This window comes from Bacillus cereus G9842 (genome assembly GCF_000021305.1).
Lineage (GTDB): Bacteria > Bacillota > Bacilli > Bacillales > Bacillaceae_G > Bacillus_A > Bacillus_A thuringiensis_S.
In genome coordinates, this window is record NC_011772.1 from 2,560,861 (window position 1) to 2,577,068 (window position 16,208).

Genomic DNA, 16,208 nt, shown 5'->3' on the forward strand with positions numbered 1-16,208 from the left:
CTTCCACTGAATTTTGAGGTGGGGGTCTTACTGTCCGTTAATGCGGGATAAATTCGAAATAAACTTTGTGTTCTCATTAACAATTTATCGTATTCAATAAGAGGGTTCTTTCCCCTTTATATGGAAAAATTAATAAGGGGAAAGAACAATTTGGAAAGATAAGGGTGGTTGTCGTGATAAAAACAAAAGATGAGATTAATAAAATTGTAAAAGAAATACAAAAGGAAATAGATTTCTCTGGAGTAGTTTTAGTAAAAAAAGAAAAAAACCTAGTCTATGAAAAAGCATTGGGTTACGCAAACCAAAGTGAATGTATAAGCAATACGATACAAACAAGATTTGGCATTGCCTCAGGATGTAAAATTTTCACTGCAATTGGCATCTGTCAACTTGTTGAAAAAGGTGTTATTTCTTTTCATACAAAATTAAAAGATTGTCTAGAGATAAAATTTCCAAACTTTGATGAAGATATTACAATACATCAACTACTAACGCATAGCGCTGGTATACCAGATTATTTTGATGAAAGTATTATGGATAACTTCGAAGATCTTTGGAAACAAACACCTATGTATCTATTAAAGAGCTTAAAAGATTTTTTACCATTATTCCAAAACAGTAATATGATGTTTACACCTGGAAGTAAGTTTCACTACAACAATGCAGGTTTTATCATACTTGGATTAATAATAGAAGAACAGACGGGATTTAAATTTACGGAGTATATAGAAAAGAACATATTTAATCCAATTGGTATGAATGATTCTGGCTATTTTTCTTTAGATAGATTACCAAGACATACAGCACTAGGATATATAAAGGATGAAACTAACCAAAATTGGAGAACAAACGCCTACTCTATACCAATAAAAGGAGGAGCTGATGGAGGTGCATATGTTACTGCACCAGACATGCTGAAATTTTGGGCGGCACTATTTAATAATGAAATTTTAGGAAAGGAATATACAAAGTTACTTTTAACTCCCCACATTCAAGTAAATGATAAACAGTCTTACGGCTATGGAATATGGATTGAAACACGAGAAAACAAGGTATTCAAATATCATATAATGGGATATGATCCAGGCGTCAGTTTTCGCTCGTCTATATATCCAGAATTAGGAATCACTTTAGTTATTCCATCGAATAAAGGGGCAGGACCCGAAAAATTAATGACAGAAATAGAAAGAGCTTTTTAATTATATGGATATTAAAGAAGAGATACAAAAATAATTTAAACGGGTTCATGATAGTTTCTATTTTGAAAAATATTTTAGTTAACGAGAAACCCTTTATTTAGTAAATAAAGGGTTTTATAATTTCATAAAAATATATACAATTATATAGATTTTGGAATTCGAAAACATTACTATATAGTTGTAAATTTTAATTATTCATTCATATGAAAGGGCGTGTTAGCAATTTGTATATGATCAACGGTAGTTTGTTTATTATTTTAGGGGTTATTTGTTATTTAATTGTACGTGGAATATTAATTGGTACCAAAAATAAAAAACATGTGATTTGGTGGAAAGAAATAATAAGTTTTTTATTCGTGGTCTACATTTGTATGGTTGTTGCAGTAACTTTATTCCCTTTACCAATTGGTTTTCCTTCTAATGTTGAAAATCTGAATCGCTCGGTCAATATAATACCATTTGCATCAATTATTAAAGACATCAATCAAATTGGTAGTGCTTATGATGGGGATGCCCTGTTTATGATTGGTCTAATTGTAAGAAATGTAGGCGGGAATATTTTATTATTAATGCCTTTAGGATTTTCAGCACCAATCTTATGGGATAAATATACGAAATTCAAAAATAATATTTTATTAGGATTTGCTATATCAGTTAGTATTGAATTGCTACAATTAATTGAGTCTTTATTTAGTGGAGTGGGACGTATTACTGATATTGATGATGTGATCTGTAATGTTATAGGTTCTATTGTTGGATATTGTATTTATAATATCTTTTTAAAAGCTATTAATAAATTTAACATTCGATTGTTGGGTAAAACTAATTCTAAAGGTGTGGAATTAGTTGATAAATAGGAGTTTAAACGAGTTATTAAAAGCGTACGAGTAAAAAGTACGTCTTTTTATTTTTATAAATAATGCTTAAGGCTGATGAGAACTCACATTTTCCATCTTACACTTGAAAGTAGCTATTGTATTTCAATTATGGAATGAAAAGAGGAGAATATAATCTTTAAAGATAAACAAGTTTATAGGAGGATTCTAAATGGATATTTTACTTGTTGTTCTTATTATTGTTTTGATGCAAAGTAAAGAACGAAAAGTGAAAATAAACCGTATTTGGCTCATTCCGGCTTTGTTGTGCTTTGTAACAGTTCAGTCCATTATTCGTATGGGACAAATAACTTTGCTGCAAGGACTACTGTTTTTTGTAATGCTTGGAATTGGCTTAGGTATTGGAATTATACGGGGGAAAGCTTTAACATTTCGATTAGATAGTGAAACGGGTCATGTACTACGGAAAGGAAATTGGGTAAGTACAATAATTCTTCTTGTTATTTTAGGAGCAAAAATTATTATTAAACAAAGTATGTTTTCTGGTAGCACGCACCAGACACTAATGGTTGTAACAAATGCCTTTTTATGTATTACATTAGGCACCGTAATTAGTAGACGTTATTATATTTGGAAAAAATATAATGAATTAACACAAAAAGCGTAAATACATGCATCCCTTGTTTAACATTGTTGCGAACGGTAATACTAAATAACATTGAACTTTTACAACAAGGGATGATAATATGATATACATTTACACAGACTTCGGCGGTACACATACAACATCACTAGCTGCAGCATATCATTTAAATAAATTACCAACGGATCGTAAGTTAACAAAAGAAGAAATTTTGAATGTAGATTACTTTAATAAATTGAAAACAGAAGATATGGGAAAAATTATTTTTCATGGAATAGACGAAAACGGTCATCCTGTATATACGATTGGATGTGGCGCATCAAAAGTTGTTGTACCAGCGATGAAGCATTTAGGAGAAATCTTGCAAAAACATTATCAAAGTCATGAAAAAATTATTTTTTCTAATACATCACCAACCGTACCTTTACCAATGACTTTTGGTGGTCTGTTTTCTAGAAGGTTCCATATCGATTTTATTGGCGTACCGTTACTCGTATGGGGAGCAAAAATTTGCTGTGATAATATACAAAGGCTTGTTAGTTATACAAAAGAGGCAGGAAGATTAACGAATGATTATGTTGTAATTTTAGATAATGAAACTTTTAAATAGTATATGAATAAGAAGAAAATCGAGCAAATTCCTTGATTTTCTTTTTTATTTGTGGAATAGACAAGAAATAGTCACATTTAATATACATCTACTATAGCCAAAATAATAAAGTCCTGTTACTATTACAGGGATATTCTCTTTTTATAACATAAATATATAGAAAAATTAGAAAAGAGGAATTGAATTAAGGGAGGAACAACATGAAGCGTGTTGCTTGGATTACTGATAGTACAACTGCGAATTTTAAAACAGAAGGAGATAACTTTGTTATCCCAATCGAAGTTATTATTGATGGAACTTCGTACAAAGATTGTGAAGAAGGTGTACGTGAACGGGTTTATAATGCGTTAAACGAAGGTAAAACAGTCACTACTTCACAACCTAATATTGGGGAAATGGTAGAGTTGTTTACAAAATGCAAAGAAGAATATGAAGAAGGATTTGCAGTTGCTATTAGCGGAAAAGTAAGTGGAACCTATCAAAATATGAAGTTAGCTGCAGAAATGGCAGGTTTTCCATTAACTGTATTAGACAGTGAAACAACAAGTTATCCAATGGATGAATTAATTAGAAAAGCGAAATCGTTATACAATGATGGTATGACTTTACAAGATATACACAAAACATTAGTAGATGAAAAAAGAAGACCTTTTCATGTATTCCCAAAGAGTTTAAAAGGTTTATATGCGAGTGGTCGTGTAAAGGGTATTCAATTTTTACTTGGAAGTTTATTAAGTGTGAACTTAATACTAGAAGTAAAAGGTGGAGAGCTTTTACTTGAAAAGAAAGTTCGTAAAATCCAAAAATGTCGAGAATATATTAAAAATGAACTTGAAAAAGAATTACCAAAAGTACTTCATATGTTCCATGCTAACGATAAAGCTGGAGCGGAAGAATGGATTGCAGATATTAAACAAGCATTCCCCGAAATGGATTTCAAATTATATCCATTACCAATTTCATTTGCGGTTCATGCAGGTGAGGGAACAATAGCAATTAGTTATTAAAGTAAAACCCGTGAATCATTCACGGGTTTTTTCAGAGTGTTGGGAAAGACCTTATATACTATAAGGTCTTTTGTACCTCTTAAAATGACTTGAATAGCGTTTATTTGAGGTCATTAGGTAGTTAGAGATTGATGACTATCTTTAACGAAAAAAGTTGAAGTCATATTTTTAAATGCTAATAAATCAGAATATTCTACCTTTTATTTCTACAGTTACAATCTATTTACATATAAGATTATTAGGATTATATTGACAATGAAAGAGAAAACAATAGATGGAAGGGGATGTTTTTTATGTTTAAAAAAGCAGCACTAGGGATTTCATCGTTAGCAATCACAGCGTTCGTCGGATTAGGGATGGCAACAGAAGCTTCAGCTGGACCAGCAGCACCACTTACTTCACTAAACGTCGTACAAGTAGAGTCTGAGCTGGGCGGAGTAGAAACAATTAACCAAAACAGCTTTAGCACAACACGTAACCACGGGGGAAAATACTTATATATTACAACGAAAGAGATGGGATACGGTCAAAATCCGTTTACTAAAATGAATGGTTCTAATGTAAAAAGTATTGGATCCACAATAATCGGCGGAAAACCAATCGTTGGCTGGTATTACAAATGGGATGCGTCTGGACATCAACAAGGAACATTTGAATACCAAAAAACATCTATAAACGCGCCATTTAATACAATGCGTACGTCAATTTATATCCAATAATTTTTGAAAACGTTCGCACATATAGAATAGTTAAAAAGGTACTTCTAGGAGTACCTTTTTTTGATTTGAATCACGTTCATCTATATTTACAATTCCGATTCCATAGCAAGAACACTTCCCATAAAACAAAATCCTTAACGTCTATAAAATTTATATGAACGCGTAATACAAGTCCGCTACAGTTAAAGTACGTAACTTTACATATTTCAACTCAATGAAAAAGGAAGAAACTGCAGTACTTACGCCGCAGTTTTAAATTCATCCATGAACTCACAGTTTTTAGATATATAGACATAAACGTACTACCTGCTACTCTTTTTTAAATTCAAGATTAAAAAAGAGTAGCTAAACTTATATAAGCTTAGCTTAATGGGTATGTGGCGAAACTTTAAAATTAATTACATCTTTTTCATAGCATAAATAATTTTGTATAGGCAGATGAAAGGATTTTTTAAAATAATAAAGAAGTATGTATAAACAAATATATAAATGGTAGTGATTAGGATGAAAATCAGTAAGTTTGCAGAAGTAAATAATGTAAGTGTAGATACGATTAGACATTATATGGACCTCGGACTCGTTATTCCCGAGAAAAAAGGAAGTCACTATTTTTTTGACGAGTATTGTCAAAAGGATATAGAACTTATATTAGAGTACAAATGGCTAGGGTTTAGCTTGTATGAAATTAAAGAACTGTTTCTTTATAAAAATTTAGGGAAATCCTTAGACTATGAAAAGGATAATTTTTATCAATCTTTATTTAAAGTAAAATATGAAAAGATTGAACAAGAAATAAAAACTTTAGAGGAACGAAAATGCAAATTAAAGGAAGCGTTACATAATTTATCTATAGAAACTGAAATTTCGAGTTCAATTTTAGGGGTAGATTTAAAAGTACTTCATTTATTTAAATGTGTTAAGTGTAACGGAAATTTAATTCTTGAAGATGGCATTATTAATAAGAATCAAATTATTGAGGGAAAGTTAATTTGTAATTGTGGTGAAGAATACACGATTATTTCAGGGGTTTTAACAGCTGGCAACTCAGTGAAAGCGTATGAAAAGAAATCACTTGAAGATTCTATTTCGGATTATATTCATGAAACTGATACTGCTTTTTTGGAAAATGTTCAAAGAGGAGGAGAATGGGCGAAAAAGAAACTAATGCAATTAGATTTAAATGAAAAAATACTACTTGATTTAGGGTCTGGTATTGGGTTCTTTTTACGAAATATTTATGAAGAACTACCGGAAGAGTGTTTATATATTGCTGTTGATCGAGATTTGAATAAACTTTTACTTTTAAAAGATGTAATTGAGAGAAGAAATGTGAAAAGAAATATTGTATTTATCTGTGCCGACTTTCTAAACATACCTATTCAGAATAATTCTGTTGATATTGTAATCGATCAATCAGGTACAAGTAATTATAGTTTTGAATATGAGGAGTTCTTATTGTGTGAATTAAATTCCCTTTTTAAACACAATTGTTATTTATTAAGTTCATTTATTTTATTTAATAAATTTAGTATAAATAGCCAAATTGCACCTAGACTCAGAGAGAATTTTACATCTGCAAAAGTAACAAAAGAAATCGAAAATTTACAGTTTCAATCTATTGATGAAAGTACTTCAAATTATTTGATACGAGGGGGAAGGTACGAGGATTTCTTTGTTCAAGGAGAAGAAATTTATACATATTCATTTTTCGGAAAAAGATGGGGTTAACCCCATCTTTTATTTATTTTCCCTTAAAACTTTTCAAATAGTACATATTGCTATTGGGTTGACCCAAGAACTTACAATGTACGTAACACAAAGTTAGGCAGGGGGAAAAGTGATGGGAAGTTTACGATTACATATAGAAAATAAAAAAAGCAATCAAGAATTAAGAAATATTAGTTTATATTCAATTGCAAAAACAGTATCACTATTTGGTAGCTCTATTTATAGTTTTGCATTAGGATTGTATGTTTTACAAATAACCGGATCTGCGTTAAATTTTGCAATTTCGCTCATATTAGGAACGATTCCAATGATTGTTATGAATCCATTTGCCGGTGTCATTGCTGATAAGGTTGATAAAAAGAAACTGGTTATTTGTATGGATTTACTAAGCGGATTATTATTAATAACTGTTTATATATTAAGCAGCTATTATGGATTAAACTTATTCATCATTTATACTACTACCTTTCTTATGACAGTATTTACAACGTTTTTTGGAATAGGATTAGAGGCCGTAAAACCGAATATGGTTACTAAAGAACGGTTAATGAGTATTAATTCTATAAGTAAAATTATCGATTCTATATCTTTAATTTTAGGGCCTATGTTAGGGGGCATTGTTTTTGCAGTCTTTGATATGAAAACTTTTATAATTATTAACGGTATTTCATTTATCCTTTCGGCTATATCCATATTGTTTATAAACTTTAAATTGTGCGAGCAAAACATAAATGAGGAATGTTCAATTAGAGAAATTAATTTTATTGAAGATATAAAGGAGGGATACTCTTACTTATTGGAGCGGAAAAGCTTAAAAAATACTTTTAGTATTTTAATTTCACTTAATTTCTTTTTAGGCTTTGCTGTAACTGTTCCGTTGCCATACATTATTAACACAGTTCTCAATCTTAGTTCTAAGCAATTTGGTATGATTCAAGGGACTTTTCCGATAGGTATGATAGTTGGTGCAATATTAGTAAAAAAGATAACTGATTGTTTTTCTTATTCTTATCTATTGAAAAAAATAAGTTTTATGTTGGCAATTTTTATGATAGTTTCAGGAATACCTGTTTTATTTAAATCTATTGTAGTAAATAATTTGGTATATGTTACTACGTATTGCATGATTATGTTCTTTTTAGGGTTTATGATAGCACAAATTGATATTCCTTTAATGTATTTCATGCAAAATGAGATTCCTGAAGAATATAGAGGAAGAGTTCTTAGTATTGGATTAAGCTTAGGTAAAATAATGCAGCCAATAGCACTTGCAATATCAGGACTATTATTAAATTTCATTCCAGCCTACACGCTTCCCATTGCAGGGGGGATTGTATTTTTTACTTTGAATAAAATTTTAACAAATAAGTTAAATTTAGAAATTCATTCAAAAGATTATAGTGTTTAACGTAACTTAAAAAGCGCAGGATCAGCATCCTGCGCTTTTCTATCGTAATTCAGCTGTTTTTCTAATAACAATTTTATCAATATCATCTTCTTCATCACCAATAAATAATCCTCGTTCTTTTAAATACGCTTCAAAATATAAATCAGCTTCAGCGCGTTCATCATATGGCTTTACAGAGAGAACGAAACCTAATTTGTTTTGTTCTTCTAAATGAGAAGTGGAGATGTAAGCCGGTACATTATGGCGTAAAAAGAGTTCTTTAACCGGAATAATCATATCTTTCATTAATTTCGTTAGCATACCCATTTCAAACTCGAAATTAAAGCGATCTATACTAGACAAATCAGCGAATACTACACCGATAAAACCTGTATTAAATACTTCTTGATATTCTACATCTTCGTCATGGTCGCCGTAAAAATTCTTTTCGATTAAATAATTTACAAAATAAGCAACGCCATCACTTTGTTCAAATGGTTTCGTTGAAAGAACAAAACCAATTTTCTTTTGTTTATGTAAATACACACATGACATGTATGCTGAAATGTTATGTTCTTTAAATAAAGCACTTGTTGCTCCAGAGAGACCATCTAATACGTGATGAACAATTTGAAGTTTTTTACGAGCGAAATAATAGGATTTCTTTTGTAACTCCAATGTATCAATAAAGACAGAGCCGATAAAGCCTGTATTTGAAATAATAGGTGCTTGCTTTTTTCTTCCTCTGCGCTTTAATGGAGCCATTGTTAAAATCATCCCTTCATGTACGTTTAAAATAAAAAGAACATTTGTTCGCATGTTTATATTTTACTATTAAAACGCTATAAAGTAAAGGGTTTTTGATGAAAATATAACAAAAAAGACACCTTATAAAAGGTGCCTTAAACGCTGTAAGGAATAGGGTTTATCCTAACTATTTATATTATGATACAGAAACAATCTCTTCTGTATCTTCTACATCTAAATGACAGTCCATAGTACGAACATCTTGATCTTCATGACTTCCGAAATAAATAGTAATTTTCATATGTATCGCTCCTTTATTCTAGGAATACCTAAAATAATTACTAGTAATGTTAATATTTATTATATACCACTTTTTTCATTCCGACAACGTTATATCATTTTTAATTATTTTAAACTATAGAGCACAATTTAAAGAAGTACTTTTTATAGAAAAAGGTAAATTTCTAATATGTTATATTTAATATAGAAGGATTCGAGTAGTACTTTTTATGAAAAGGAGAACTATTGATGAATTATAAACAATTACTAATAGATAACTTTGTGTTTAAAACTTCATATGTTGCGCAATTTGTGCCCGGAATGAGTGTAAAAGAAACGAAAGATTATATTTCTGTTGATTGCGGATTACCTGCCGATACATTCAATGTTATTACTCTACTAAATAATAATTTAACGGAAGGGATTGAGAAATTATATAAGGAGGTATTCTACTATAATCAAAAAAAATTTCCAATGAGTATTTGGTTATGGGATGAGGAGCAAGAGCGAGATATAAAAAGCGAGTTAATTAAAATCGGTTTAAAAGAAGCGGAACAGAATATTGCGATGGTAGCAGACTTAGAAACAATTTCTCCACCAATAAACATGCCAGTAAGTTTTACAATTCAAGAAGCATCTTCATCTGGAAAAATAAAAAAATTTGGAGAAACATTAGCTAATCTATTCGGCACATCAGAAGAAGGTATACATGTACAAGCATTCTATAATCAAATTTCTAATCTTGATTTATGGAACAGTGAGAATATGAAACTATTTTTAGGATTTTATGAAGGTGAAGTCGTAACTGTTGGTTCATTGATATGTTCAAAAGATAGTATTGGTATTTATGACATAGCAACTAAAGAAGAAATGAGAGGACGAGGATTCGGATCTACTATGTTCAATTTCCTTCTGCAAGAAGCACAAAAATTTAAAAATACTTATTGTGTATTACAAGCTTCACACGATGGAATCAATATTTATAAAAAATCGGGATTTCAAGCTATCGGTAAAATGACTGTATTGGAAAATCGACATTTAATTGAGTAAATCATTCTAGTTAAATCGTCTTTATATAGGAGCTTATAAATCGTTATGAAAAAGATATATCTTGTTACAATAATTTGTGCCTTTATAGTAATAAGTATCTTTGTTTTTCAGAAAATAAATGAACATAAGTATACTAAAGCTATTAATCAATCAAATCATATAAAAAATATCGCACATAGAGGTGCTTCTGCGTACGCACCTGAACATACAATAGCAGCATATAAATTAGGACAACAAATGAATGGAGATTATATAGAAATTGACCTCCAAATGACAAAAGATGGACATTTAGTGGCTATGCATGACGAAACCTTAAATCGTACAACAAATGGTACTGGGCTAGTGAAAGAGCATACATTAGAAGAAATAAAGCAACTAAATGCAGGTTCTTTTTTTAATGAAAAATATCCGAACTTAGCAAAGAAAGAATTTGAAAATGCTAAAGTCCCAACATTAAAAGAAATTATTGAAACGTTTGGGCATAACGCGAACTATTATATCGAAACAAAATCACCTGATGAATATTTAGGAATGGAAGAAAAATTATTAGAAATTATTAATTACTACGAAATACAGGATAAAGTTATTATTCAATCGTTTAGTGAAGAAAGTCTACAAAAGATTCATAGCTTAAATAGTAATATATCCATAGTACAATTATTACCTTATAAAAAAGCAGTTCAATTAACAAAATTAGAGATAGAAAAGTATAAAATGTACTGCATAGGTCTTGGTATGAATTACAAATATATCGATTCAGATTATGTAAAGAAAATAAAGAAAAGTGGATTAGAAGTTCATCCATTTACAGTAGATAATGAAAATGATATGAAAAAGTTACTTGCATGGGGAGTCGACGGGATGTTTACCAATTATCCAGATCATTTACATTCAATATTGGATTTGAAAAATCATGAATAAGTAGTGTTATTCATAAAGGGAAAATTTACACAACCTGTATACTAGGATTATCAATGCAAGAAGGCATGTATCATATCAAAAGAAAATACCAAAAACCGCAACTGGAAGACCTAGGTTGTGGTTTTTTATTGCTTTGATTTCAGTTTACAAAGTTTGAAGCTAGAAGTGAAAACCTTTTTAGATGAATTGGCTTCTTATGTATTTGTACTTCATATCGTTCTAGGTATATGTACAACCCATGAGACGAATTTTGCATATGATAATAGAAAAGGAGATGTTGCATATTGAAATATCACAATAGAAATGTAAGTAATCTGAATAAATTAGCGGATAATACGAAAGCTGCCGCTTTTAAGTGGTATCAGTACTGCATTGACAATGGTATTGAAGTGTTAATTTACGAAACAATCCGTACGGTCGAGCGACAACGTGAATATGTTCGTAAAGGAGCATCGCAAACGATGCGCTCATATCACTTAGTAGGACAAGCATTAGATTTTGTTCCAATTCAGTCGAATGGTACAGAAGATTGGAATAGCTATAATAAAGAACCGTGGGCATCAGCAATTCGTTATGCTAAACAAATTGGCTTTGAATGGGGCGGTGACTGGAAAGGATTTGTGGATAGTCCGCATTTGCAATATAACTACAAAGGGTATGGAACGGATACTTTTGGAAAAGGTTCTCAAAACGTAGCGACTCCTCCTCCAACGAATGATGGTGTAGGGGTAGCTTATATTAACGGTAGCAATGTAAATTTACGAAAAGGACCTGGTACTGGATATGGTGTTATTCGCCAATTAGGGAAAGGAGAGTCCTACAAAGTATTTGGGCAATCAAATGGCTGGTTAAATTTAGGTGGCGATCAGTGGATTTATAACGATCCATCATATATTCGTTATACGGGAGGAAATGTACCCGCAACTTCACAATCATCAAACGATGGTGTAGGCGTAGTTACTATAATAGCGGATGTATTGCGTGTTCGTACCGGACCAGGAACAAATTACGGTATTGTGAAAAATGTGTACCAAGGTGCAAAATATCAATCGTTTGGATATAAAGATGGTTGGTATAATGTTGGTGGAAATCAATGGGTTTCTGGTGAATATGTTACATTTGTAAAGTAAAAATAAGAGCCGTCCTGTTGGGCGGCATTTTATTATAGATGTTCATAGGACGAGTGCTCATAATATCATTCGTAATATATAGAGTATAATTTTTCATTCTAATAATCAGAAAGTAATCAAAATGTAATTAATTTTAACTACGCTTTTTATATTTTTTTGATACACTGGCTACGAGGGGGATACCAATTAATGTGGGTAAAAACCAAAACCATATTGGCGGAAGTAAATTTATAATGGGAATATGGATGCCGACATTTACTAAAAGTGCGGTGACTGCACCTATATAAGAACCTAACATACCTCTAATGTGGTGATGGAGCCAATTTTTCCAACGTTTTTTTCGTGCGAGGTATCCATAAATTGCAAATGAATAAGAGAAGATTGCTACATAAAATAAATATGCGATTTTATCCCAGTTGATAATGGATAATATTATTGCCGTAAGGGTAATGACAACATAGGATGCATGATATATCTCGCCCCATTCAGTATGTTTTCCTTTCTTCTTTTGAGCAACCATCGCTACAATACCAGTGATTAAGCATATTGTTCCAAATAGTATGTGTATGGTTAAAAGAATGTTAAAAATGCTCATAATAATTCCTCCTTTTTTATTTTTATAGTATTGCAGTATAGGAGAAAAGTTGAAACATATTGTTTGTTGGCCTTAATATATTGAAATAAAGGTAATCCTAGAACAAATTTAAACGGACAAATTTTTCTTGATTTTAGTGAGCCACGTATTACGTGAAATGAAGGAGAGACTTCCATGTTTACATCTATTACATATTTACAATCAGGGAATGACAAACAACAAAAGGTATATGATGTTTTAAATAAACTAAACATAATGGAGGATTTAGCTTTGTATAGTCCCGTTCTTTGCGGGACAATCCCTATAAGAATTGATACTCTCCAATCTGACTTAGATATAGTAATGGAAGTACATAACTTTGATGTTTTTGAGCAGGAAATGAGATCTTTATATGGTTCTTATAGAGGGTTCAATATAAAAAAGAAAAAAATGAAAGGTACTGAATCGATAAAGGTAAATTTTGAATTCGAAGGTTTTGAATTTGAATTATTTGCTCAGCCTAAGCCAGTGCGTAACCAAAATGCATATAGACATATGATAGTAGAGCACATGCTATTAATGCAGCATCCACATATAAGGGAAGAAATTCTTCGCTTGAAAGAGAACGGTATAAAAACAGAACCTGCTTTTGCTCAAGTATTAAACATTGAAGGAGATCCTTATGAAGGACTTATTGTGTTGGGGCAGGAAATGCGGTTGTGGTAAATAAGATACATAAAAACTCCTCTATAGAAAAAGAGGAGTTTTTATTATGCCATTAGCTTACGGATTAATTCACTCAGCAATTTAACCCCGTGAGTCATTTGTTCTGGAGAAGCATATCCATATGATAAACGAATGTACGGTTCTGATTCTTCTTCATAAATACGTCCTGGATTTAAAAGAATTCCCTTTGATAGTGCCTCTGAAAATAATTTCTTCATCGGAATGCTAGGTACAACCTTAAGCCATATAAAGAATCCGCCGTTAGGAATATCCCAAGTGGCAATATCTGCACAATACTTATTTAAAGCCCGTATCATGATTTGTCTTCGTTCTTTTAGTTGAATTCTTACGTTTGCAACATGTTCTTCATAAAAACCTTTTTTTATCCATTCAGCAGCAACTCTTTGGGATAACGAACTCGATCCATAGTCTGTTTGCATTTTTATATCTGACAATCTTTCAATAACTGGTTCAGGTCCAATAATCCATCCAATTCTAAGTCCTGGGCTAAGTGTTTTAGATAGACTACCAACATATAATACATGTCCATGTTTATCTATTGATTTTAAAGGAGCTGGAGGGGGTTCATCAATCCATAACTCACGATAAATATCATCTTCAATAATAGGTAACTGTTCCTTTTCACATATCTTTATTATTTCTTTTCTTCGTTCTTGAGACATTAATATCCCAGTTGGGTTTTGAAAACTAGGAATAGAATATAAAATGTTTTTCTTTTGACTGTATTTAATGCGTTTTAATAATTCGTTAGGTAAAATACCGTGATGATCCATAGCTATACCAGATAAATTTATATTTGCTGATTGAAATACATGAAGTGAATATAAGTAAGAAGGTTGTTCAAGTAAAACAGTTGATTCTCTATGCAAAAGACCAATTGATATTAATTGCAATGCTTGTAATGCACCAGAGACGATTAATATAGAACCCGGTGATACATGTATTCCGAATGATTTTACGTAGTTACTTATTGCCTCACGTAACGGTAAAAAACCTTTTTGTTCTTCGTATCCGAAATAATCTAATTCGTCACTTACGTTTTTCATAATGGACTGCATCGTTTTTAGCGGGAAAATTTGAGGTGCAAGTTCACCTTTACTAAGATGGATAAGTGTTTTATTTGCTTCTGCTTCATTTATTTCTCGTACCATTAACTTGCTAGGTTTATGAATACCAGCTTTTACATATTCACTCCAATCAGGCGGGGGATTCGTCGCTAATAATGACCATGTATTATTTGTTACAACTGTTCCTGCTCCGATTTTCCCTTGAATTAAGCCATCTGCCATAAGTTCATCGAGCGCAGTTATTACAGTACTTCGATTTACATGAAATAATTTTGCTAACTGCCTTTGACTAGGGATCTTACTTCCGATCGGCCATTCTCCGTTTTCGATTTTTTCTTTCATATAATCTACTATCTGCCGATATTTAGGCAGTTTTTTATTCGTTGTCATAAAAAAACTCCCTCGTTCAATTTAAAAATGCCAAGTGGTTGGTTTTTACGATAAATAACTGGTTGAAGACATTGTATCAACTATTAAATATGATGAAAAGAAATAATTGGTAATTTAAAAATGGTTGGTTTATTAGAAAGGGAGAGAAAACATGCATAATAAAAAATGGGATTTACGCATTATATATGCACACGCGTTTACGATTCTTATATGGGGAACTGCTTTTCCGGCAATTCGTATGGGGCTTGAATCTTATACACCTGAGCATCTTACTTTACTACGCTTATTAATCGCTTCATTTATACTTCTGTTGTTTTCTTTTATCTACAAGTTACGGCTACCGGATTTAAAGGATATCCCAGCAATTTTTATGTTCGGTGCTTTAGGATTCACTTTTTATCACATTGCATTAAACTACGGCGAAAAAACAGTAAATGCTGGTTCTGCAAGTTTAATTGTTTCGGTCACACCTATAGTAACGGCAATTCTTGCTTCTATATTTTTAAACGAAAAAATGAAATTAAATGGTTGGATCGGTGGTGTAATTAGTTTTATAGGAATTGCTCTCATATCATTTAGTCAAGGAGATGCTATTCAATTGAATAGTGGGGGATTATTTATATTATTAGCAGCGATTTCAGAAAGCCTATATTTTGTTTTTCAAACTTCTTACTTAAAAAAGTACGGCTTCTTACCATTTACCATATATACAATTTTATCTAGTACTGTATGTATGCTTATTTTCTTACCGGGAATGTATCAAGAAATACTAGCAGCTCCTCTTGAAGTGAATGTGAGTGTTTTATATTTAGGCTTATTTCCAACAGTACTCCCATATATCGCATTGGCCTATATCATATCTCATGCTGGTGCTGCTGAGGCAACAAGCTCTCTATATTTAACCCCAGTAACTGCATGTTTTATTGCTTGGTTATGGTTAGGAGAAGTGCCAACTTTAGTTTCGATAATTGGCGGAGGGATTACTATACTTGGTATCGTGATTGCTCATATACCAGTATTAAGAAAAGAAAAACATAGGAATTTAGCAAATAATCAATCCGTATAACGTAATTCAATAATAATTTTATGATACTTTTTCATATAGTTTCTTTCTTATGTTGATAAATATAATATTTTGTATTTCAGTTAAATATTGTATGTTACATTTTATGTA

At 31.4% G+C, this 16,208-nt stretch carries 16 protein-coding genes; 13 read left to right on the plus strand and 3 right to left on the minus strand.

Annotation, left to right across the window (positions count from 1 at the left end; genetic code table 11):
- Nucleotides 1–173: 173 nt before the first annotated feature.
- The 8 genes from BCG9842_RS12770 (at nt 174) to BCG9842_RS12805 (ending at nt 8,150) form a co-directional block, all read left to right on the plus strand.
- Nucleotides 174–1,199, plus strand: coding sequence for a serine hydrolase domain-containing protein (locus BCG9842_RS12770; protein ID WP_000598055.1), 1,026 nt, complete (start codon nt 174–176; stop codon nt 1,197–1,199).
- 224 nt (nt 1,200–1,423) lie between these two features.
- Entirely contained in the window at nt 1,424–2,056 is a 633-nt protein-coding gene (locus tag BCG9842_RS12775) for a VanZ family protein (RefSeq protein WP_000281840.1), read from the plus strand.
- Nucleotides 2,057–2,246: 190 nt separating this feature from the next.
- Nucleotides 2,247–2,702 carry a DUF1453 family protein gene (locus BCG9842_RS12780; protein ID WP_000353715.1) on the plus strand — a complete coding sequence of 152 codons (456 nt, stop codon included), beginning with the start codon at nt 2,247–2,249 and terminating at the stop codon, nt 2,700–2,702.
- 79 nt (nt 2,703–2,781) lie between these two features.
- Entirely contained in the window at nt 2,782–3,288 is a 507-nt protein-coding gene (locus BCG9842_RS12785; protein WP_000639423.1) for a DUF3189 family protein, read from the plus strand.
- A gap of 200 nt (nt 3,289–3,488) precedes the next feature.
- On the plus strand, nt 3,489–4,295 hold the full coding sequence (locus tag BCG9842_RS12790; protein ID WP_000831924.1) for a DegV family protein: 807 nt from the start codon (nt 3,489–3,491) through the stop codon (nt 4,293–4,295).
- Nucleotides 4,296–4,588: 293 nt separating this feature from the next.
- Nucleotides 4,589–5,014 (plus strand): DUF4879 domain-containing protein, encoded by a 426-nt coding sequence (locus BCG9842_RS12795; RefSeq protein ID WP_000472921.1) that lies wholly within the window; start codon nt 4,589–4,591, stop codon nt 5,012–5,014.
- A 504-nt stretch (nt 5,015–5,518) separates the two neighbouring features.
- The gene (locus tag BCG9842_RS12800) at nt 5,519–6,742 is read left to right on the plus strand and encodes a MerR family transcriptional regulator (protein ID WP_000703286.1); all 1,224 of its coding nucleotides are present in this window, start codon (nt 5,519–5,521) and stop codon (nt 6,740–6,742) included.
- 112 nt (nt 6,743–6,854) lie between these two features.
- Nucleotides 6,855–8,150, plus strand: coding sequence for an MFS transporter (locus tag BCG9842_RS12805; RefSeq protein ID WP_000535181.1), 1,296 nt, complete (start codon nt 6,855–6,857; stop codon nt 8,148–8,150).
- 39 nt (nt 8,151–8,189) lie between these two features.
- Here the strand turns inward: BCG9842_RS12805 and BCG9842_RS12810 are convergent, their stop codons facing one another.
- Nucleotides 8,190–8,894: a hypothetical protein gene (locus tag BCG9842_RS12810; RefSeq protein WP_000035353.1), complete on the minus strand. Its 705-nt coding sequence runs from the start codon at nt 8,892–8,894 to the stop codon at nt 8,190–8,192.
- 510 nt (nt 8,895–9,404) lie between these two features.
- Between BCG9842_RS12810 and BCG9842_RS12815 the strand changes: the two genes are divergently transcribed.
- The 3 genes from BCG9842_RS12815 to BCG9842_RS12825 all read left to right on the plus strand — a co-directional run bounded on the left by BCG9842_RS12815 (nt 9,405) and on the right by BCG9842_RS12825 (nt 12,256).
- Complete coding sequence (locus BCG9842_RS12815; RefSeq protein WP_001107084.1) at nt 9,405–10,205, plus strand: GNAT family N-acetyltransferase; 801 nt, start codon at nt 9,405–9,407, stop codon at nt 10,203–10,205.
- Nucleotides 10,206–10,250: 45 nt separating this feature from the next.
- Complete coding sequence (locus BCG9842_RS12820) at nt 10,251–11,126, plus strand: glycerophosphodiester phosphodiesterase (protein ID WP_000725654.1); 876 nt, start codon at nt 10,251–10,253, stop codon at nt 11,124–11,126.
- A 284-nt stretch (nt 11,127–11,410) separates the two neighbouring features.
- The gene (locus tag BCG9842_RS12825; RefSeq protein ID WP_000873744.1) at nt 11,411–12,256 is read left to right on the plus strand and encodes a M15 family metallopeptidase; all 846 of its coding nucleotides are present in this window, start codon (nt 11,411–11,413) and stop codon (nt 12,254–12,256) included.
- Between the two features lie 133 nt (nt 12,257–12,389).
- Here BCG9842_RS12825 and BCG9842_RS12830 read toward each other — a convergent pair whose 3' ends face one another.
- The gene (locus tag BCG9842_RS12830) at nt 12,390–12,851 is read right to left on the minus strand and encodes a DUF2306 domain-containing protein (protein ID WP_000021744.1); all 462 of its coding nucleotides are present in this window, start codon (nt 12,849–12,851) and stop codon (nt 12,390–12,392) included.
- 174 nt (nt 12,852–13,025) lie between these two features.
- Here BCG9842_RS12830 and BCG9842_RS12835 point away from each other — a divergent pair, with 174 nt between their 5' ends.
- Entirely contained in the window at nt 13,026–13,556 is a 531-nt protein-coding gene (locus BCG9842_RS12835; RefSeq protein ID WP_000495184.1) for a DUF4269 domain-containing protein, read from the plus strand.
- Nucleotides 13,557–13,600: 44 nt separating this feature from the next.
- Here the strand turns inward: BCG9842_RS12835 and norG are convergent, their stop codons facing one another.
- Nucleotides 13,601–15,034 carry an efflux pump transcription regulator NorG gene (gene norG / locus BCG9842_RS12840; RefSeq protein WP_000210495.1) on the minus strand — a complete coding sequence of 478 codons (1,434 nt, stop codon included), beginning with the start codon at nt 15,032–15,034 and terminating at the stop codon, nt 13,601–13,603.
- 151 nt (nt 15,035–15,185) lie between these two features.
- Between norG and BCG9842_RS12845 the strand changes: the two genes are divergently transcribed.
- Nucleotides 15,186–16,100, plus strand: coding sequence for a DMT family transporter (locus tag BCG9842_RS12845; protein WP_000551631.1), 915 nt, complete (start codon nt 15,186–15,188; stop codon nt 16,098–16,100).
- Nucleotides 16,101–16,208 lie beyond the last annotated feature (108 nt).